Source organism: Kitasatospora sp. NPDC008115 (genome assembly GCF_042957205.1).
Taxonomy (GTDB): domain Bacteria; phylum Actinomycetota; class Actinomycetes; order Streptomycetales; family Streptomycetaceae; genus Kitasatospora.
In genome coordinates this window covers 39,415-59,168 of the sequence record NZ_JBIBHU010000003.1, presented here as the reverse complement: position 1 = coordinate 59,168, position 19,754 = coordinate 39,415, and the positions used below count along the sequence as shown (strand labels likewise).

Here is a 19,754-nt window from a genome sequence, read left to right as displayed (position 1 = left end):
AAGTCATCTCGGGGGCATTCGTAGGGTATTGCGACCGTCGTATGTGCAACCTCAGGGCTTCCTCGACCGTCTCTTTGTGTGCAACGCGTCCGGACGCAGGGGGGCGCGGTGTCCGGTGGTGAAAGGTCTTATGCATGTCAGGTCAGTGGGGCGAGGGTCCGGCTCGCGGTGACGACGCGCCCGGTGCGCTCACGGCCGACGGGACGAAGGCCGCCGCCGTGCCCCCGCCCCGTCCGGGCGGACGCGCCGAGGCCCGCCGGGCCGCCCAGGGCAAGGCGGGCGCCGTCCAGGGCGCGCCGGCGCCCGGCGGTCGCGCCGCGGCCAGGGCGGCGGCGCGCAAGCCGAAGTGGGGCGCCAAGAAGATCGTCGCCTGGTCCGCCGCCGGCGTGCTCGTCCTGCTGGCGGGTACGGGCGGGCTGATCTACTACAAGCTGAACGGCAACATCAAGACCATCGACCCGGACGCGTTCAGCAAGGACCGCCCGCCGGAGGCGCAGGCCGACGCCAACGGCAACAAGCCGGTGAACATCCTGCTGATCGGCTCGGACAGCCGCGGCGGCGACAACTCCGACCTCGGCGGCGGCGACGCCGAGGGCGCCCGCTCGGACACCACGATCCTGCTGCACATCTACGCGGACCACAAGCACGCCGTGGGCATCTCGATGCCGCGCAACGCCATCGTGACGATCCCGCCCTGCAAGAAGCCGGACGGGAAGTGGACCAAGGAGCAGAAGGGCGAGAAGGTCCTGTTCAACGCGGCCTTCTCCACCGGCGGCCACCCGGACGGCAACCCGGCCTGCACCCAGAACACCCTGGAGAAGATCACCGACATCCGGATCGACCACACCATGGTGGTCGACTTCCAGGGGTTCGCGGCGATGACCAAGGCCGTGCACGGCGTCGACGTCTGCCTGCCCAAGGAGATCCACGAGGGCGACATCAACCCGAAGCTCGGCAGGAAGGGCGACGTCGTGCTGCCCGCCGGGCGCCAGAAGGTGGAGGGTCAGCAGGCGCTCGACTACGTCCGGCTGCGGCACGGCCTCGGCGACGGCTCGGACATCGGCCGGATGATGCGCCAGCAGGCCTTCATCGGCTCGATGATCAGCGCGGTGAAGCAGCGCGGTCTCAACCCCACGAACCTGCTGCCGCTGGCCGACGCGGCCACCAAGTCGCTGCGCGTCGACGAGGGGCTCGGCACGGTCGACAAGCTGATGTCCCTCGCTCTCTCGCTGAAGGACATCGACCTGCACGACATCAAGTTCGTCACCCCGCCCTGGCGCTTCCACAAGGACGACCTGGAGCTGGTCACGGCGGACGCCGACAAGCTCTGGGCCACCATCAGGGCCGACCGCACCATCGACGGCCAGAACGCCACCGGTGAGCAGCCCGCCGAGGCGCCCTCGCCGACCGCCCCGGCCACCGCCGCCGAGTCCGCCCCCGCCCCCACCTCCGCCTCCCCGCTCGCGAGCGACACCGTGAACAAGAACATCAAGGTGTCCGTCTACAACGGCACCTCCGTCGACGGCATGGCCGGCAAGGCGGCCGAGCAGCTCAAGGCGGCCAAGTTCACCGCCACCGCGGTGGGCCCGGCGAAGAGCCTCAAGTACACGACCACGATGGTCCAGTACGCCTCCGGGCAGAAGGCGAACGCCGAGAAGGCCGCGGCCCTGTTCCCCGGCGCGACCGTCGAGCCGGGAGGCACGGCGGGCGTCACCGTGATCGTCGGCAAGGACTTCGCGGCGGCCAACGGGGGAGCGGCCGCCCCGAGCGGCTCCGGCAGCGCCCCGGCGACCCCGTCCGCGCCCGCCTCGCTGCCGCCCAGCGTCACCGAAGCGGCCCGCTCGGCCGACGACGACATCTGCGAGAAGATCTCCTACTGATCCGCCACCGGCCGCCCCGGGCCCGGGGCGCGCCGCCTGCGGGCCCGTGCCATGGTGGGCCTGTCGGACACGCCGGGGGGAGCAGCAGGCCCGAAAGGCGGAACCCATGGCCGAGATCGCCCTGGAGCTCGACATCGCCGCGCCGCGCGCCGTCGTGCTGGCCGCGCTGACCACCCACGACGGGCTGACCTCCTGGTGGACCACGGACGTGGAGCGGGAGGACGACGTGCTGCTGTTTGGCTTCCCCGGCGTCCCCGAGCCGTTCCGGCTGCGGCGCGAGCGCACCGGACCGGACCGGGTGGTGTGGACGAACGCCGGTGCCTTCCCGCCGCACTGGGCCGGCACCTGGATCAGCTGGGACCTCGCCGACCGGCCCGACGAGCGGGGCGAACCCGGCCACCGGACCCGGCTGCTGCTGCGGCACGGCGGCTGGCAGCCCGGCAGCGAGGAGGGCGTGCCGATGGTGGCCGGCACCTGGGCGCAGTTGGTCGTCCGGCTGAAGGACTACGCGCAGAGCGGCAAGGCACAGCCGCTCTTCACCAAGGGCGGCCACCACCACGCGCCGTGACCGCCCGCACCCCGCCGGCGACCGCCCGGCGGACGGCGACCCGCCGGGAGGCCGTCCGGTGGCGGGATCGCGGAGGCGCGGCGATGGTGGGCGGTGTACGGCCGTCGGCCGCGCGGCCGAGCGGCCCGCGCCCCCGGCGGCCCGCCCGGCGGACGACCCTCGCTTGGAGGCCCAGGAATGCCCGTAGTCACCGCACCGTACAAGCCCGGGACCCCCTGCTGGGTGGACCTGACGACGAGCGACCAGCAGGCCGCGCTCGACTTCTACCGCGACCTGTTCGGCTGGCAGGGCGAGGTCGGCCCGCCCGAGTACGGCGGCTACTCCGTGTGCTCGCTGAACGGGAAGCCGGTCGCCGGGATCATGGCGAACTCCGCCCAGGAGGGGCAGCCGCCGTCCCGGGTCACCTGGACCACCTACCTCGCCGCGGACGACGCCGACGCCGCCGCGCAGGCCGTCGCCGGGGCGGGCGGAACGATCGTCCACCCGGTGATGGAGGTCGGCGGCACCGGCCGGATGCTGGTCGCCGCGGACCCGACCGGCGCGGTGTTCGGCGTCTGGCAGAAGCTGGACTTCATCGGCGCGGGCATCGTCAACGAGCCCGGCGCGCTGGTCTGGAACGAGCTCAACACCACCGACACCGGCGCGGCCGGCCGGTTCTACCAGCAGGCGTTCGGCCTGCGGCCGGGGACCATCCAGGGCATGGAGGGCTTCTACTCGCTCAACGTCGGCGACCACACGGTGGGCGGCATGCAGCCGGTCGCCGAGTACCTGGCGCCGGGCACACCCTCGCACTGGATGACCTACTTCTCGGTGGACGACACCGACTCCACGGTGGACGCCCTGGTCAAGGCGGGCGGCTCGGTGATCCAGCCGCCGTTCGACATGCAGGCCGGGCGGATGGCGGTGGTGCGGGACCCGCAGGGCGCGGCCTTCGCGGTCACCTCCACCCCGGACTCGCCCTGAGCCCCGGCCGCCGCCGGCGGACCGCCCGTTCCCGCGACGCGCCGCCGGGAATGGGCGGTACGCCGCGCGCGGACGGGTAAGACTGCACCCATGCTGGGGCTACCGGACGACATCCGCGCTTTCCTCTTCGACCTCGACGGGGTGCTCACCCAGACCGCCACGGTGCACGCCGCGGCCTGGAAGGACACCTTCGACGCCTTCCTGCGCGCCGAAGCGGCCCGCACCGGCGGGCCGTTCATCCCGTTCGACGCCGTCGCCGACTACGACGCCCACGTGGACGGGCGGCCGAGACTCGACGGCACCCGCTCCTTCCTGCGCAGCCGGGGCGTCGAGCTGCCCGAGGGCACCGACGCCGACCCGCCGGGCGCCCGCACCGTGCACGGGGTCAGCCGGGCCAAGAACGACACCGTGCTGCGGATGATCCGCGAACAGGGCGTCGCCCCGTACGACGGCTCGGTGGCCTACGTGCGCCGGCTGCGCGCGCTCGGGCTGCCCACCGCCGTCGTCTCGTCCAGCGCCAACTGCCGGGACGTGCTGCGCGCGGCGGGCATCGAGGGCTTCTTCGACGTGATCGTGGACGGCGTGGTCGCCAAGCGCGAGGGGCTGCCGGGCAAGCCCGCGCCGGACACCTACCTGGCCGCCGCCCGGGCGCTGGGCGTCGAACCCGCGCACGCCGCGGTGTTCGAGGACGCGCTGGCCGGGGTCGCCTCCGGCCGGGCGGGCGGCTTCGGCGCGGTGGTCGGCGTGGACCGCACCGGCCAGGCCGCCGAACTGCGCCGCGACGGCGCCACCGTGGTCGTCCGCGACCTCGCCGAGCTGATCCCCGACCACCCCGAGGAGGCGTCGGCATGACCGGCCAGGAGCGCAGGGAGCGTCAGGAGCGCAGGGAGCGCCAGGAACGTCAGGACCGCCAGGAACAGCCCTTCGTCGTCGACCCGTGGCAGATCGCCGAACACGGCCTCGACCTCACCGCGCTGGCCCGCGCCGAGTCCGTCTTCGCGCTCTCCAACGGCCACATCGGCCTGCGCGCCAACCTCGACGAGGGCGAGCCGCACGGCCTGCCGGGCACCTACCTCAACGGCGTCTTCGAGCTGCGCCCGCTGCCGTACGGCGAGGGCGGCTACGGCTACCCGGAGTCCAGCCAGAGCGTCATCAACGTGACCAACGGCAAGATCATCCGGCTGCTGGTGGACGACGAGCCCTTCGACCTGCGCTACGGCGAACTGCTCAGCCACCGCCGCTGGCTGGACTTCCGCGAGGGCGTGCTGCGGCGCTCCGCCGAGTGGACCTCCCCGGCCGGGCGGACCATCAAGGTCGACTCCACCCGGCTGGTCTCGCTCACCCAACGGGCCGTCGCCGCCGTCGAGTACACCGTCGAGGCGGTGGACGGCCCGGTGCGGATCGTGCTGCAGAGCGAGCTGGTCGCCAACGAGCAGCTGCCCGGGGGCCCCGAGGGCGACCCGCGGGCGGCCGCCGTGCTGGAGGCCCCGCTGCTCGCCGAGGCGAACCACGCGGGCGGGACCAAGGCGGTGCTGGTCCACCGCACCCGGTACAGCGGCATCCGGGTCGCGGCCGGCATGGGCCACGTGATCGAGGGCCCGGAGCGGTTGGACACCGTCGCCGAGGCGGAGGCCGACCACTGCCGGATCAGCGTCACCACCGTGCTGAACCCCGGCGAGCGGCTGCGGCTGGTGAAGTTCATGGCCTACGGCTGGTCGGCGACCCGCTCGCTGCCGGCCGTCCGGGACCAGGTGGAGGCCGCGCTGACCGCCGCCCGGTACACCGGCTGGGACGGCCTGGTCGCCGAACAGGCCGACTTCCTCAAGGAGTTCTGGGAGACCAGCGACGTCGAGATCGAGGGCGACGTCGAACTCCAGCAGGCCGTCCGGTTCGCCGTCTTCCACGTGCTCCAGGCCGGTGCCCGCAGCGAGGAACGCGCCATCCCCGCCAAGGGGTTGACCGGACCCGGCTACGACGGGCACAGCTTCTGGGACACCGAGGCCTTCGTGCTGCCGGTGCTCACCTACTGCCTGCCCGCCGCCGTCAACCAGGCGCTGCGCTGGCGGCACACCACGCTCCCGCTGGCCCGCGACCGGGCGGTCCAACTCGGCCTGGCCGGCGCGGTGTTCCCGTGGCGGACGATCCGCGGCGAGGAGTGCTCCGGCTACTGGCCGGCCGGCACCGCCGCCTTCCACATCGGCGCCGACATCGCGGCCGCCGCCGCCCGCTACGTCCGGGCCACCGGGGACGCCGGGTTCGAGCGCGACTACGGGCTCGAACTGCTCGTCGAGACCGCCCGGATGTGGCGCTCGCTGGGGCACCACGACGCCGTCGGCCGGTTCCGCATCGAGGGCGTCACCGGCCCCGACGAGTACAGTGCCATCGCCGACAACAACGTCTACACCAACCTCATGGCGCAGACGAACCTGCGCGCCGCCGCCGAGGCCGCCGCCCGCCACCCGCGCGAGGCCGCCAGGCTCGGCGTCGACACCGAGGAGACCGCCGCCTGGCGGGACGCCGCCGCCGCGATGTTCATCCCGTACGACGAGAACCTCGGAGTCCACCCGCAGGCCGACGGCTTCACCGACCACCAGGTCTGGGACTTCGAGAAGACCCCGCCGGAGAACTTCCCGCTGCTGCTGCACTACCCGTACTTCGACCTGTACCGCAAGCAGGTGGTCAAGCAGGCCGACCTGGTGCTCGCCATGCAGGTCCGCGGCGACGCCTTCACCGACGAGCAGAAGGCCCGCAACTTCGCCTACTACGAGCGGCTGACCGTCCGCGACTCCTCGCTCTCCGCGTGCACCCAGGCGGTGATGGCCGCCGAGGTGGGGCAGCTCGACCTCGCGTACGACTACACCGCCGAGGCCGCCCTGATGGACCTGCACGACCTCGGCGGCAACACCCGCGACGGCCTGCACATGGCCTCGCTCGCCGGGGCCTGCATCGCCCTGGTGGCCGGCTTCGGCGGGCTGCGCGACCACGGCGAGGTGCTCTGGTTCCGGCCCAGGCTGCCCACCGGGATCATGCGGCTCGGCTTCTCGCTGCTGGTCCGCGGGCAGCTGCTGGCGGTGCGGATCGACCACGACGAGACCACGTACACGCTGCGCCGCGGCGAGGTGATCCACCTGCGGCACGACGGCGAGACGGTCCAGGTGAAGGCGGGCCGCCCGGTCACGGTGCCCACCACCACCCCGCCGGCCCAGGAGCGCTGCAGCCAGCCCCCGGGCCGCGAGCCGGCCCGCCGCCAGGCCCAGGCGGGCCTCTCCACCGGCCGCATCACCTCCGGCCCCGACCACCTCGCCGCCGAGTAGCGCGCACCCGCCCCGGGGGCGCCCTACCGGGCCGGGGGCGCCCCTCACCCTCCTGCCCGGCGAGCCCCTCACCCGTCCGGCCCACCCCGGCTGCGGCCGGCCCGCCGCCGTCGGAGGGTGCTGGTGTCGCGTGTCCGTCGCGCGTCCCCGGCGTCAGGAGATCCCCCGTGGTGAGTGTGGCCGAGCAGATGGTGGCGGTGCTCCGGGAGGCCGGGGTGGAACGGGTGTACGGCGTGGTCGGCGACAGCCTCAACCCCGTCGTGGACGCGGTCCGCCGGGCGGAGGGCATCAGCTGGGTGCACGTGCGCAACGAGGAGGCCGGCGCCTTCGCCGCCGCCGCCGAGGCCGAGCTGACCGGCCGCCTCGCGGTCTGCGCCGGCTCCTGCGGCCCCGGCAACACCCATCTCATCCAGGGCCTCTACGACGCCCAGCGCAGCGGCGTCCCCGTCCTCGCCCTCGCCTCGCACATCCCGTCCGGCCAGATCGGCACCGGCTTCTTCCAGGAGACCCACCCCGAGCGGGTGTTCACCGACTGCAGCGGCTGGTGCGAGATGCTCTCCACCCCCGGCCAGCTGCCCCGCCTGCTGCGGGTCGCGATCCAGCACGCCCTGGGCGCGCGCGGCGTCTCCGTGCTGGCCTTCCCCGGCGACGTCGCCGCGCTCTCCGCCGCCAACCCGACCGGGGCCGGCCACTTCCTCACCGAGCAGGCCGTCGCCGCCCCGCCCTGGTCCCAGGTGCAGGAGCTCGCCCGGGCGCTCAACGCCGCGCGCCGGGTCGCCCTGTTCTGCGGCGCCGGCGTGCGCGCGGCGCATGCCGAGGTGATGGAGCTCGCGGCCACCCTGCACGCGCCGGTCGGCCACTCGCTGCGCGGCAAGGAGTGGATCCAGTACGACAATCCCTACGACGTCGGGATGAGCGGCCTGCTCGGCTACGGCGCCTGCCACGAGGCGCTGCACTCCGCCGACGTCGTCGTCCTGCTCGGCACCGACTTCCCGTACGACTCCTTCCTGCCCCAGGCCCGCACCGTCCAGGTCGACCACGACGCCACCCGGCTCGGCCGCCGCACCGCCCTCGACCTCGCGGTGCACGGCGACGTCTCCGCCACCCTGCGCGCCGTGCTGCCCCTGCTGGAGCAGAAGACCGACCGCTCCTTCCTCGACGACATGCTGCGCCGCCACTGCCGCGCCCTGGAGGGCGTGGTCGGCGCGTACACCCGGGACATCGACAAGCACCTGCCGATCCACCCCGAGTACGTGGCCTCGGTGCTGGACGAGGTGGCCGCCGAGGACGCGGTGTTCACCGTCGACACCGGCATGAACAACGTCTGGGCCGCCCGCTACCTGCAGCCCAACGGGCGCCGCCGGGTGATCGGCTCCTTCCTGCACGGCTCGATGGCCAACGCCCTGCCGCACGCGATCGGCGCCCAGCTCGCCTTCCCCGGGCGGCAGGTGGTGGCGATGGCGGGCGACGGCGGCCTGTCGATGCTGCTCGGCGAGCTGCTGACGGTGGCCGGGCACCGGCTGCCGGTGAAGACGGTGGTCTTCAACAACGGCGCGCTCGGCATGATCAAGCTGGAGATGCTGGTTTCCGGCTACCCGGAGTCGGAGATCGACAACGGTGACGTCGACTACGCCGGGATCGCCCGGGCGATGGGCATCCCGGCCAAGCGGGTCACCGAGCCGGCCCGGGTGCGGGAGGTGCTGGCGGAGGCGCTGGAGCGGCCGGGCCCGGCCCTGGTGGACGTGGTCACCGACCCGAACGCGCTGTCCATCCCGCCGCACATCACCGCCGCCCAGCTGAAGGGCTTCGCGCTGGCCGCGGGGCGGACGGTGCTCTCCGGCGGCGTCGGCCGGATGATCGACCTGGCCCGGTCCAACCTCAGGAACATTCCCCGGCCGTAGCCGCCCGATACCCGGCCTTGCCTGTGGGGCAAAAAAATTGCCCACGCGGCACGTGGGGTGTCCACTGGACACATGACCACCAGCCCAGCCGGTCCGCCCGAGGCGTCCGCCGCCCCTGCCGCTCCCGCCGCCGTCCCCGTCGGCGACCACGAGACGCAGGAAGTGGCCGGCCTCGCCGCCAGGCTGCGCGACCACCGGCTCAGCAGCCGCCTCACCCTGGAGGTCGCCGCCGCCCGGGTCGGTCTCTCCCCAGCCTACTTGTCCCGACTGGAGACCGGACGCCGGCAGCCCTCGCTGCCCGTCCTGCTCGGCCTCGCCCGCGCCTACGGCACCTCCGTCTCCGGCCTGCTCGGGGAGACCTTCACCGAGCCGGACCCGGTGGTGCGCGGCGGTGCGATCGAACCCGGCCGCGCCGGCGGCTGGGGCTACCGCCGGGCCGGCGCCCCCGGCCGGGCGATGCAGGCGCTGCGCGTGCACGTCCCCCCGGGCGTGCAGGACGCCGTGGTCCGCGTCCACCCCGGCGAGGAGTGGCTGTACGTCCTCCAGGGCCGGCTGAAGCTGACCCTCGGCGAACGCGTCCACCTGCTGGAGGAGGGCGACTCCGCCCACTTCGACTCGCTCACCCCGCACTGCATCGCCGCCGACTCCTCGTCCGGAGTCGAACTGCTCTTCATGCACACCCTGCTGCAGAGCCCCGGCGGCGAACTCTGCCTCGGCGGCGGCCCCGCCGTCCCGCACCACTGACCCGACGTCAGGAAACCCGGAGGAGACCCCCGATGGCCGAGCCCGCCACCACCCCCGCCCCGACCGTGCTGCCCGCTCCGGACACCAGGGCCGCGAACTCCCCGAAGACCATCGACGCCGGCAAGTGGGCCAACCGCCGCGTCTACCACCGTCTGGTGATCTACACCGCCGGCATCCACGCCTTCGCCGGCTTCATCATCCTCCTGTTCGAACTGGGCAGCCGGAACAAGTAGCCGCCCCGCCGCACCCCGGCCGCCGAGGCACCGCCCCGGCGGCCTCCGGCCCGTTCCGGCCGCCGTCCGGCGCCTTCAGGCCGTGCGCAGCAGCTCGCACAGGGCGTCGACGGCTGCGGGGAAGGCGTGGTCGGGCGGGGTGGCGTAGCCGACGACCAGGGACGGGGCGGCGTCCGGGGCCGCGGTGTGCCCGGTGAGGTACCAGCCGAGGCCGGTGAGGACCAGGCCGGCGGCGCGGGCGCGGCCCACCAGTTCCGCCTCCGGGGCGGAGCCGGGCGGCAGTTCGAGGACGGCGTGCAGCCCGGCGGCGATTCCGGTGACCTTCACGTGCGGGGCCCGTTCGGCGAGGGCCGCGACCAGCCGGTCCCGGCGGCGCCGGTAGTGCAGCCGGCAGCGCCGCACGTGCCGGTCGTACCGGCCCGAGGTGATCAGTTCGGCGAAGGTGAGCTGGTCGAGCACCGGGCTCATGGTGTCCGTCAGCGCCTTGCGCCGGGCGACCGGTTCCACCAGCTCGTCCGGCAGCGCCAGCCAGGCCAGCCGCAGGCCGGGCGCCAGGCTCTTGGCGGCGGTGCCGCCGTAGACCACGCGGTCCGGGTCGAGCGCCTGCATCGCGCCGAGCGGCTGCCGGTCGTAGCGGAACTCGCCGTCGTAGTCGTCCTCGATCACGTACCCGTCGTGCTCGCGGGCCCAGCGGACGGCCGCCGCCCGGCGCTCGGCGGCCAGCGCCGCGCCGGTCGGGAACTGGTGCGCGGGGGTGAGCAGCACCGCCCCCAGCCGCTCGGCCCTCCGCGCGCCCGACAGCTCCGCCAGCAGGTCCGTCCGCGCCCCGGAGCAGTCCAGCGGCAGCGGCGCGAGGCCGAGCCCGGCCGCCCGCAGGACCTCCCGCTGCGGCGGCAGCCCGTACGCCTCGACGGCCACCCGCCCCGCCCCGCGCTCGCGCAGCGCGGCGGACAGCAGGCCGAGGCCCTGGCCGAAGCCGGCGCAGATCAGCAGCCGCCCGGGGTCGGTGCGCACGCCCCGCACCCGGGCCAGGTGGTCGGAGAGCGCCCGCCGCAGCTCGATCCGCCCCAGCGGCGAGCCGTAGTCGAAGGCCTCGTGCGGCGCCACGGCCAGCGCCCGGCGGGCGCTGGCCAGCCAGGCGCTGCGCGGGAACAGCGAGAGGTCGGGCCGCCCGGCGAGCAGGTCGTGCCGCCCGGTGGGGCGGCGGCCCGCCCGCACCTCGACGGGGCGGCCGGCGGGCCGGGGCGCGGCGCGTTCGGCGACCGTCGTCCCGGAGCCCTGGCGCGAGCTGAGCCAGCCCTCGGCGGTCAGCTGCCCGTACGCCTCGACGACGGTGTTGCGGGCGATCCCGAGGTCCTCGCCGAGCGCACGGGAGGACGGCAGCCGGGTGCCGGGCGCGAGCCGCCCGTCCTGGACGGCCTCGCGCAGCGCGTCCTCCAGCGCCGCGCGCAGCCCGGCCCCGGCGGCGCGCCGTTCGCCGAGGTCGAGGTGCAGGTCGCCGCCGAAGGCGGTCCAGCGGCCGGTGCCGCGGTCGGCGTCACGGCCGGCGTCCGGAACGGGGCCGGGGGTGGTTCGGGGGCGGCTCATGGCGGGATTATCGCCGCACCCCCCGCGGCCCCCGGATGTCCGATACATTGCGCCGGACGCACGACCGCGGTGGGGGTGGCGAACATGGCGTACCAGTACGGGAGTTCTGCGGTTCAGCAGAGACGGCGGCGGCCGGGGCGCGGGGGGTGCCTGGCCGTCCTGCTGCTGCCGGTGTTCGGTGCGCTGCTGGGCTATCCGCTCGCCGTGCCGGTCGTGATCCCCGCCCTGATGCGGGCGCAGACCCCGCCGCAGCACACCACGACCGGGCAGTTGGCGATCCTGGTCGGCATCGCGTACGCGGTCGCCCTGCTGGTGGACTGGCAGGCGGGCCGGCGCCGCCGGCCGGTCGCCCGGTGGGTGGTGCCGGTGCGGGCGGCCGTGCTGACCGCCGCGTGCTCGCTGATCGCCCACCTGGTCGGCGCGTACCTCGTGCCGAAGGTCCTCGGCGCCGACCAGGACCCGGCCGCGGCGAACGGCTACGCCCTGCAGTGCCTGGTGGTGGGCGGGTTCGCCTGGCTGTGGCGGCTGGGCGTCCGGTCCTGGGCCGGCGACCTGGTGGAGCGCCAGCGGCCCCGCTGGACGGCGTCGGCGCCGTCCTCGGACCGCTCCTCCTCGCGCACCGCCACCGTCACCCGCCCGGCGGCGGGCGAGGTGTGGGTGGCGATGGTGCCGTTCCGGGACCGCGCGGAGGCGGCCCGGCACTACTGCGTGGTGGTGGGCGCCCGGGCCGGGTACGCGGAGGTCCTCCAGATCACCAGCAAGGACAAGGACCACCGCGACGACTACATCCGGATGGAGAACGAGGGCTGGGACCGCACCGGCAAGCCGTCCTGGGTCGAGATCGGGATGACGCCGCGCCGGGTGCCGTACGAGAGCTTCCTCTCCGACCACCCGCAGGGCCCCTGCCCGTCGCGGATCTGGCGGGAGATCCAGCGCCGCCAGGCCGCGCTCGGCCCGGCCCGCCCGCCCCGTCCGCCGCGCCCGCGCCCCTCCGGCGGCCCGTCCCCGTCCGCCCGCGGCCCCCGTCGGCCCTGAGGCCCCCGCCGCCGCCCCGGGGTCCCCGGGCGGGTCGGGCTCAGCCCCAGGTCGTGCCGGCCGGCTCCTGGATCGTCGCGTTGATCCGGTTGAAGAAGTTCGTCAGTCCGATCATCAGGATGATCGCCGACAGCTGCTCCTCGGTGAAGTGGTCCGCCGCCGCGTCCCAGACCGCGTCCGGCACCGCCTGCCCCGAACGGTCGGCGATCCGGGTGGCGGCCTCGGTCAGCGCGAGCGCGGCCCGCTCCTCCTCGCTGAAGAACGGCGCCTCCCGCCAGGCGGCCACCGCGTGCAGTCGCTCGTCGGTCTCGCCGGCCTTCTTCGCCCCGGCGACGCCCGCGAAGACGCAGGCGCTGCACCCGTTGATCTGGCTGGCCCGCAGGTGGACCAGCTCCATGATCCGGTGCGGGACACCGCCCTGGTGCATCGCCTGGTAGATGGCCTGGATGCCCTTCATCGCGCCCGGCAGGACCATCGCCGGGTTTTTCATCCGGGCGGTGTGGGCGGTGGTCTGAGTGGTCATCGGTGATCCTCCCGATCGGGCCGCCCGCGCTGGTGTCACGCGGAGCGGTTAACGTCCGTCAATGAACTGACGGATGCCGACGCGAGGGTGTGACGGATGAACGGGGAAGATTTTCTGGCCGAGCGGTTCGAGGAGCACCGGCCCCACCTCCGGGCGGTCGCCTACCGGATGCTCGGCTCGCTCAGCGAGGCCGAGGACGCCGTCCAGGAGACCTGGTTCAAGCTGAGCCGCTCGGACGTCGGCCAGGTCGCCAACCTGGGCGGCTGGCTGACCACCGTGGTCGGCCGGGTCTGCCTGGACCTGCTGCGCTCGCGGGCCGCCCGGCGCGAGGACCCCCTCCAGGAGCAGGACGGCCGGCCGGTCCGGCTGCCCGATCCGATCATCGGGGGAGTGCCGGCCATCGACCCGGAGCAGGAGATCCTGACCGCGGACTCGGTCGGCATCGCGCTGATGATCGTCCTGGAGACGCTGGCCCCGGCGGAACGGCTGGCCTTCGTGCTGCACGACCTGTTCTCGGTGCCGTTCGACGAGATCGCCCCGATCCTCGGCCGCACCTCCGCCTCCACCCGCCAGCTCGCCAGCCGGGCCCGCCGCCGCGTCCAGGGCGCCGCGCCCGCGCCGGACGCCGACCTGGCGCTGCGCCGCGAGGTGGTGGAGGCGTTCCTGGCCGCCGCCCGCGGCGGGGACTTCGACGCGCTGCTCACCGTCCTCGACCCGGACGTGGTGGCCCGCTCCGACGGCGGCACCCTGCACCCGGCCACCTTCCGGCGCGGCGCGAGCGAGGTGGCGGCCGGGGCGAGCGTGTTCGGCGCGCAGTTCGCCGGGGAGTCCCGCCTGGTGCTGGTCAACGGCGAGCCGGCGGTGGCCACCTTCGTCGACGGGCGCCCGGTCGGGCTCGCGGTGTTCACCGTGCGCGGCGGCAGGATCGTCGAGCTGGACGTCTTCACCGACCCGGAGCGCCTGGAGCGCCTCGGCCTGTCGGCGGCCTGACGCCCGCCCGTCCGCTCGCCCACCCGCCGGCCCGCCCGTCCGCCCGTCCGCTCGTCGCCGTGCCCCCTCGACCTCCGTGCGGAAAGATGTCGAAGAAATCTTTCCGGCGGATGTCGAGGGCCCGCGCCCCGCTCCGACCGAGGGGTGAGAGCGCGTCGCACGGGGCGCGCGGGACGGGAGGACACCCGGGATGAAGTACGTCGCGATGATCTACGGCAACCAGGCCAAGTGGGACTCGTTCCCGGCCGAGGAGTGGCCGGCCGCCATCGCCAGGCAGGAGGCGTTCAACACCAAGTACCGCGAGACCGGCGAACTGTTCGGCGCCTACGGCCTCGCCGACGCCGCCGCCGCCCAGCTGGTGCGGCGCGCGGACGGGCTGCCGGCCGTCACCGACGGGCCGTACCTGGAGACCAAGGAGTACATCGCCAGCTTCTACCTGCTGGACTGCGAGAGCCTGGAGCGCGCCCAGGAGATCGCCGCCGACATGCCGTTCGCGGACGTCGAGCCGGTGGAGCTGTGGCCGATCCTGCACGAGTCCCCCGCCTCCGACGCGGCGGCCGTGTGAGCGGCGGCGGGCAGCCGGGACCCGGCGGCCTGGAGGGCCTGCTGCGCGACCTCGCGCCGCAGGCCCTCGGGGCGTTGGTGCGCCGGTACGGGCGGGGGCAGTTCGACGCGTGCGAGGACGCCGTGCAGGAGGCGCTGCTGGCCGCCGCCACCCAGTGGCCGGCCGAGGGGGTGCCGGAGAACCCGCGCGGCTGGCTGGTGACGGTCGCCGGCCGACGGCTCGCCGACGCCGTGCGCAGCGAGGCGGCCCGCCGGCGGCGCGAGGACGCGCTCGCCCTCGCCACGCCGCAGTCGGCGCTGCTCAGCCCCCCGCCGGACGCGGCGCCCGCCGCCGGCCGGGACGACTCGCTCCACCTGCTGTTCCTCTGCTGCCACCCGGACCTGTCGGCGCCCAGCCGGATCGCGCTCACCCTGCGCGCCGTCGGCGGTTTGACGACGGCGCAGATCGCGGCGGCGTTCCTGGTGCCGGAGGCGACGATGGCGCAGCGGATCAGCCGGGCCAAGCAGACCGTGCGGAGCGCCGGACTGCCCGCCCGGCAGCTGCCGGACCGGCTCGCCGACGTCCGCCAGGTGCTCTACCTGATCTTCAACGAGGGCTACACGGCGAGCAACGGCGACGACCTCACCGCGCCCGAACTGTCCGGCGAGGCGATCCGCCTGGCCCGGCTGCTCCTGCGGCTCGCCCCGGACGACGCCGAGACGGCCGGACTGCTCGCCCTGATGCTGCTCACCGACGCCCGCCGCCCGGCGCGCACGGGGGCGGGCGGGGAACTGGTGACGCTGGCGGAGCAGGACCGCTCGCTGTGGAACCCGGCCCTCATCGCGGAGGGCGTCGAGCTGATCAGCCGCACGCTGCCGCGCGGCGAGGTGGGGCCGTACCAGATCCAGGCGGCCATCGCGGCGGTCCACGACGAGGCGCCGGACGCCAAGTCGACGGACTGGCCGCAGATCCTGGCCCTCTACGACCTGCTGGCCCGGTTCGGCGAGAACCCGTTCATCGTCCTCAACCGGGCGGTGGCCCTGGCGATGGTCGAGGGCCCGGGGCCCGGGCTCGCGGCGCTCGCCCCGCTGGAGGCGGACAAGCGGTTCGCCCGCCACCACCGGCTCCTCGCCACCCGGGCGCACTTCCTGGAACTCCTCGGCGACCCGACGGCGCCGGACGTCTACCGCGAAGCCGCCCGCCGCGCGACCAGCGCCCCGGAGCGCCGCCACCTCACCGAACACGCCCGCCGCCTGGAGGCGGGCGCCGCACACCGGAGGAACGCATGACCCAACTCCTGAGGGTCCAGAACTTCAACGTCTCGGCCGACGGCATCGCCGCCGGCGAGGACCAGAGCCTGGAGCGCCCGTTCGGCCTCGACCACGCCGAGCGCCTGTTCTCCTGGGCCGGCGCCACGGCGAGCTGGCCGATGCGCACCGACCCCGGCGGCAGCCGGGGCCTGGACGACTACCTCACCCGGGACTACGCCCGGAACATCGGCGCCGAGATCATGGGCCGCAACAAGTTCGGCCCCCAGCGCGGCCCCTGGCAGGACCACGAGTGGCAGGGCTGGTGGGGGGAGCGGCCCCCGTTCCGCACCCCGGTCTTCGTCCTGACCCACCACGAGCGCCCCTCGATCACCCTCTCCGACACCACCTTCCACTTCGTCGACGGCGACCCGGCCACGGTGCTCGCCCGGGCGAAGGAGGCCGCCGCCGGGAAGGACGTCCGCCTGGGCGGCGGCGTGACCACCATCCGCGAGTTCCTCGACGCCGACCTGGTGGACACCATGCACGTGGCGGTCTCCCCGCTGGAGCTCGGCTCCGGGCTGAAACTGTGGGAGTCCCCCGACGAACTGCGCGACCGCTTCCACCTGGACGTCGTCCCGAGCCGGAGCGGGGTGACGCACCACCTGTTCTGGCGCAGGTGATCCCGCATCAGAACAGCCCCCGCGCCCCAGGCCCGGCGCACCTCCTCCTGCTCCTCTGCGCGCCGGCCCTCCCCGCACGGTGTCCACCGGTCGGTGGACGGCAGGTTCCACCGGGCAGGCGTGCCGCGGGCCGGGGCGGGTCGCGCAGGATCGCGGTATGAGTCAACTCCCCGTGCGGATGGCCCGTTGGAGCGCCCGGCACGCCCGGACCGCCATCGCCGGCTGGTTCGCCTTCGTCCTCCTCTGCCTCGGCGCCGGTGTCGCCGTCGGCACCAACGAGGCCACCACCGAGGACTTCCGGGTCGGCGAGGCCGGGCGTGCCGAGGCGATGGCCGCCGAAGGGGGCCTGGAGCGCAGGCCCGTGGAGCACGTCCTGATCCGTTCCGCCTCCGGGAGGCTGGACGCGACGGCGGCGGCCGCCGCGGCCCGGGACATCACCGAGCGCATGCGGGCACTGCCCGGGGTGGCCGAGGTCGCGGCGCCCGTCCGGTCGCACGACGGCGAGGCCGTCCGGGTCTCCGTGGTGCTGAAGGGGCCCGAGCTGGAGGGCCGGAGGAACGTCGTCCCGCTCCTGGAACAGACCGCGGAGGTGCGGGCGGCCCACCCGGGGCTGGTGGTGGAGGAGACCGGTTCGCCCTCCATCAGCAAGGGCGTCAACGAGCAGCGCGGGGCGGACCTCGCGCTCTCCGAGCGCATCACCCTGCCGGTGACCCTGGTGACGCTGCTGCTCGTCTTCGGCTCGGTGGTGATGGCCTGCGTGCCGCTGCTGCTGGCGCTCTCCTCGATCGCCGCCGCCCTGGGGCTGTCCATGCTGGTCTCGCACCTCGTCCCCGACGCCGGGGTCGGGACCAACATGATCCTGCTCATCGGTCTGGCGGTGGGCGTCGACTACACCCTCTTCCACCTGGAGCGTGAACGCGAGGAGCGGGTCCGCGGCGGCGGGCGGCTCGCGCCGGAGGCCCTGGTGGAGCTGGCGGCCGCCACCGCGGGGCGGGCCGTCGTCGTCTCCGGTCTCGCCGTGATCGTCTCCACCGCGACCCTCTACATGGCCTCCGACGTCATCTTCTCCTCCCTGGCGACGGGCACGATCCTGGTCGTGGCGGTCGCCGTGGCCAGTTCGCTCACCGTCCTGCCCGCCCTGCTGGTGACGATCGGCCGCCGGGCCGAGCGCCGGGCCGAGCGCAAGGCGTCGCAGCGCCGCTCCGTACGGCGCCCGGCGGACGGCCCGGGCCGGCTGGTCGGCGCGCTGCTCCGGCCCGCGCAACGGCGCCCCGCGCTCACCCTCTGCCTCTCGGTGCTCCTCATGCTCGGCCTGGCGGCGCCCGCCCTCGGCCTCAAGCTCGTCGACCCCGGTAAGGACACCTTCTCCCGCGACATCCCCGCGATGCAGGTCCACGACCGGCTCACCCACGCCTTCCCCGAGCTCCTGACCAGGCACGAGGTCGTCACCCGCGCCGCGCCCGACCAGGCCGCGCAGGTGAGCCGGGCGCTGGACGACCTCGGCCGGCGGGCCCAGGCCGACCCGTTGTTCGCCGCCGGCTCCGAACCGGTGCTGCGCGGCTCCGCCGACGGCCGGGTCACGGTGCTGGAGCTGGCCGTCCCCTTCCCCGCCTCCTCCGCCGAGGCGATCGCCTCCCTCGACCACCTCCGGCGGGTCCATGTGCCCGCCACCGTCGGTATGTTGGCCGGAGCCGAGAGCGCGGTGAGCGGGGACGTGGCCCGGGGCCGCGACTACGTGGCGCACGAGCGCGCGACGCTGCCGCTGGTGATCGGCCTGCTGCTGCTGGCCACCTTCCTGATGACCCTCTGGGCGTTCCGCTCGCCGGTCCTCGGACTGCTCGGCGTCGTCCTCAACCTGCTGTCCGCAGGAGCGTCGCTGGGCCTGCTGGTCGCGGTCTTCCAGGGGACCTGGGCCGAGGGCCTGCTCGCCTTCGACTCGCTCGGTGCGATCGCCTCCCGGGTACCGCTGTTCCTCTTCGTGATCCTGTTCGGCCTGTCGATGGACTACCAGGTGTTCGTGGTCAGCCGGATCCAGGAGGCCGTGCGCGCCGGGACGCCGGCCCGTGAGGCGGTCCTGGAGGGCATCGGCCGGTCGGCCAAGGTGGTCACCAGCGCGGCGGTCGTGATGGTGACGGTGTTCGGGGCCTTCGTCGCCCTGCACCTCACCGAGATGAAGCAGATGGGCTTCTGCCTGGCCGTGGCCGTGCTGCTGGACGCCGTGGTCGTCCGGCTCATGGTGCTGCCCTCGGCCCTCCTGCTGCTCCGCGACACGGCCTGGTGGCCGCCGCGGCGGTCCCGCCCGCGCCCCCGGCCCCGCCCGCGTGCCCGGCAGGCGACCGTAGGCTGACCGTCATGACTCGACCTCCGCAGCCCGAGGACCGGTTCCGGTTACGGTCGCTCCGCCGTTGGTACGTGGTCGTGTGGGTCGTCCTGGGGATCCTCCCCCCGGTCGTCTCCGTGCTCGACGACACGGGTGCCACCGCGTACTGGTCGATCGGGCTGTCGGCAGCGCTGGCCCTCTGCCACGCGGGCGTCGCGGCCCGCCCCGACCGCCCGGTCCTGCGGCCGCGGGCCTTCCTGGGCGTGCTCGTCCTCGGCATGGGGGCACTGGCCCTCGTCCGCGGCGACGGCGCGGCGCTGTTCATCGTCTCCCTTCCCCAGTTCTGGCTGCTCGCCGGGAGCCCTCGCCGGGCGATCACCCTCAGCGCCGCCGCCGCGGCGGCCACCGTGACCGGCATCGTGCGCCACCAGGCCTGGGACGCGCAGGAGTTCGCCGCGGGCAACGTCGTCTTCACCCTCATCGGCTGGCTGGCGGGCGTGCTCGTCGGGCTCGGGGTGGTCCGGATCGTCGAGCAGAGCGACGAGCGCGCCGGCCGGCTGGGCGCGGAACTGGAGGCCGCCCGGCTGCGCCTGGCCGAGGCGCACCGGCTCCAGGGCGCCACCGAGGAGCGCGAGCGGCTCGCCCGGGAGATCCACGACACCCTCGCGCAGGGCTTCGCCTCCATCGTGGTGCTGGCGGAGGCGGCCGCGTCCAGTCTCGCCGCCGATCCGGGCCGGGCCGCCCGGCAGTTGCTCTCGATCGAGCGGACCGCCAGGGAGAACCTCGCCGAGGCGCGCGTGCTGGTGGGCCCGGCCCCGCAGAGCGGGCCCGCCACCGGATCGATCGCCGGAACCCTGCGCCGGACCCTGGACCGGTTCGCCGAGGACACCGGGCTCCCCGTGACGGCGGACCTGGCTGAGGTCGCGTGCGACGGGCCGACCCGGATCGCGCTCCTGCGCTGCACCCAGGAGTCGCTGGCCAACATCCGCAAGCACGCGGCCGCCTCCCAGGTGTCGGTCGTCCTCGGGCCGGCCCCCTGGGGCATCGAGTTGGAGATCACCGACGACGGGCAGGGGTTCACGGTGCGCGACTCCCACGGCTTCGGGCTCAACGGCATGCGCCGGCGGCTCGCCGAACTCGGCGGCGAGCTCACCGTGACCAGCTCACCCGGCGACGGTACCCGCGTGTTCGCCGCGCTCCCGGCCCACGGTCAGGGGTGACG

At 74.7% G+C, this 19,754-nt stretch carries 17 protein-coding genes; 15 read left to right on the top strand and 2 right to left on the bottom strand.

Annotation, left to right across the window (positions count from 1 at the left end; all coding sequences use genetic code 11):
• Positions 1 to 134 precede the first annotated feature (134 nt).
• The 8 genes from ACFZBX_RS04635 (at position 135) to ACFZBX_RS04600 (ending at position 9,603) form a co-directional block, all read left to right on the top strand.
• A complete protein-coding gene (locus tag ACFZBX_RS04635) occupies positions 135 to 1,880 on the top strand; it encodes an LCP family protein (protein WP_391531505.1) in 1,746 nt (581 codons plus the stop codon).
• Positions 1,881 to 1,986: 106 nt separating this feature from the next.
• Complete coding sequence (locus ACFZBX_RS04630) at positions 1,987 to 2,448, top strand: SRPBCC domain-containing protein (RefSeq protein WP_391531504.1); 462 nt, start codon at positions 1,987 to 1,989, stop codon at positions 2,446 to 2,448.
• Positions 2,449 to 2,625: 177 nt separating this feature from the next.
• Positions 2,626 to 3,411: a VOC family protein gene (locus ACFZBX_RS04625; RefSeq protein ID WP_391531503.1), complete on the top strand. Its 786-nt coding sequence runs from the start codon at positions 2,626 to 2,628 to the stop codon at positions 3,409 to 3,411.
• A 90-nt stretch (positions 3,412 to 3,501) separates the two neighbouring features.
• On the top strand, positions 3,502 to 4,263 hold the full coding sequence (locus ACFZBX_RS04620) for an HAD family hydrolase (RefSeq protein WP_391531502.1): 762 nt from the start codon (positions 3,502 to 3,504) through the stop codon (positions 4,261 to 4,263).
• Complete coding sequence (locus tag ACFZBX_RS04615) at positions 4,260 to 6,725, top strand: glycoside hydrolase family 65 protein (RefSeq protein WP_391531501.1); 2,466 nt, start codon at positions 4,260 to 4,262, stop codon at positions 6,723 to 6,725. The genes ACFZBX_RS04620 and ACFZBX_RS04615 overlap by 4 nt, the downstream gene beginning before the upstream one ends.
• 188 nt (positions 6,726 to 6,913) lie before the next feature.
• Positions 6,914 to 8,626: a pyruvate dehydrogenase gene (locus ACFZBX_RS04610; protein ID WP_391531776.1), complete on the top strand. Its 1,713-nt coding sequence runs from the start codon at positions 6,914 to 6,916 to the stop codon at positions 8,624 to 8,626.
• Positions 8,627 to 8,698: 72 nt separating this feature from the next.
• On the top strand, positions 8,699 to 9,370 hold the full coding sequence (locus ACFZBX_RS04605; RefSeq protein ID WP_391531500.1) for a helix-turn-helix domain-containing protein: 672 nt from the start codon (positions 8,699 to 8,701) through the stop codon (positions 9,368 to 9,370).
• Between the two features lie 32 nt (positions 9,371 to 9,402).
• On the top strand, positions 9,403 to 9,603 hold the full coding sequence (locus ACFZBX_RS04600) for a DUF6126 family protein (RefSeq protein WP_380756923.1): 201 nt from the start codon (positions 9,403 to 9,405) through the stop codon (positions 9,601 to 9,603).
• A 75-nt stretch (positions 9,604 to 9,678) separates the two neighbouring features.
• On the opposite strand, the gene ACFZBX_RS04595 is transcribed toward ACFZBX_RS04600, so the two are convergent.
• The gene (locus tag ACFZBX_RS04595; protein ID WP_391531499.1) at positions 9,679 to 11,190 is read right to left on the bottom strand and encodes a PLP-dependent aminotransferase family protein; all 1,512 of its coding nucleotides are present in this window, start codon (positions 11,188 to 11,190) and stop codon (positions 9,679 to 9,681) included.
• An 84-nt stretch (positions 11,191 to 11,274) separates the two neighbouring features.
• Here ACFZBX_RS04595 and ACFZBX_RS04590 point away from each other — a divergent pair, with 84 nt between their 5' ends.
• Positions 11,275 to 12,225, top strand: a complete 951-nt coding sequence (locus tag ACFZBX_RS04590; RefSeq protein WP_391531498.1) for a hypothetical protein — start codon at positions 11,275 to 11,277, stop codon at positions 12,223 to 12,225.
• Positions 12,226 to 12,265: 40 nt separating this feature from the next.
• Here the strand turns inward: ACFZBX_RS04590 and ACFZBX_RS04585 are convergent, their stop codons facing one another.
• The gene (locus ACFZBX_RS04585) at positions 12,266 to 12,748 is read right to left on the bottom strand and encodes a carboxymuconolactone decarboxylase family protein (RefSeq protein WP_391531497.1); all 483 of its coding nucleotides are present in this window, start codon (positions 12,746 to 12,748) and stop codon (positions 12,266 to 12,268) included.
• A 96-nt stretch (positions 12,749 to 12,844) separates the two neighbouring features.
• On the opposite strand from ACFZBX_RS04585, the gene ACFZBX_RS04580 reads away from it, so the two are divergent.
• The 6 genes from ACFZBX_RS04580 (at position 12,845) to ACFZBX_RS04555 (ending at position 19,752) form a co-directional block, all read left to right on the top strand.
• A complete protein-coding gene (locus ACFZBX_RS04580; RefSeq protein WP_391531496.1) occupies positions 12,845 to 13,738 on the top strand; it encodes a sigma-70 family RNA polymerase sigma factor in 894 nt (297 codons plus the stop codon).
• A 190-nt stretch (positions 13,739 to 13,928) separates the two neighbouring features.
• Positions 13,929 to 14,303, top strand: coding sequence for a YciI family protein (locus ACFZBX_RS04575; protein WP_391531495.1), 375 nt, complete (start codon positions 13,929 to 13,931; stop codon positions 14,301 to 14,303).
• Positions 14,300 to 15,571 carry an RNA polymerase sigma factor gene (locus ACFZBX_RS04570; RefSeq protein WP_391531494.1) on the top strand — a complete coding sequence of 424 codons (1,272 nt, stop codon included), beginning with the start codon at positions 14,300 to 14,302 and terminating at the stop codon, positions 15,569 to 15,571. The genes ACFZBX_RS04575 and ACFZBX_RS04570 overlap by 4 nt, the downstream gene beginning before the upstream one ends.
• Positions 15,568 to 16,212, top strand: coding sequence for a dihydrofolate reductase family protein (locus ACFZBX_RS04565; RefSeq protein ID WP_391531493.1), 645 nt, complete (start codon positions 15,568 to 15,570; stop codon positions 16,210 to 16,212). The genes ACFZBX_RS04570 and ACFZBX_RS04565 overlap by 4 nt, the downstream gene beginning before the upstream one ends.
• Positions 16,213 to 16,369: 157 nt before the next feature.
• Positions 16,370 to 18,559 carry an MMPL family transporter gene (locus ACFZBX_RS04560; protein WP_391531492.1) on the top strand — a complete coding sequence of 730 codons (2,190 nt, stop codon included), beginning with the start codon at positions 16,370 to 16,372 and terminating at the stop codon, positions 18,557 to 18,559.
• Positions 18,560 to 18,564: 5 nt separating this feature from the next.
• Positions 18,565 to 19,752 carry a sensor histidine kinase gene (locus ACFZBX_RS04555; protein ID WP_391531491.1) on the top strand — a complete coding sequence of 396 codons (1,188 nt, stop codon included), beginning with the start codon at positions 18,565 to 18,567 and terminating at the stop codon, positions 19,750 to 19,752.
• Positions 19,753 to 19,754 lie beyond the last annotated feature (2 nt).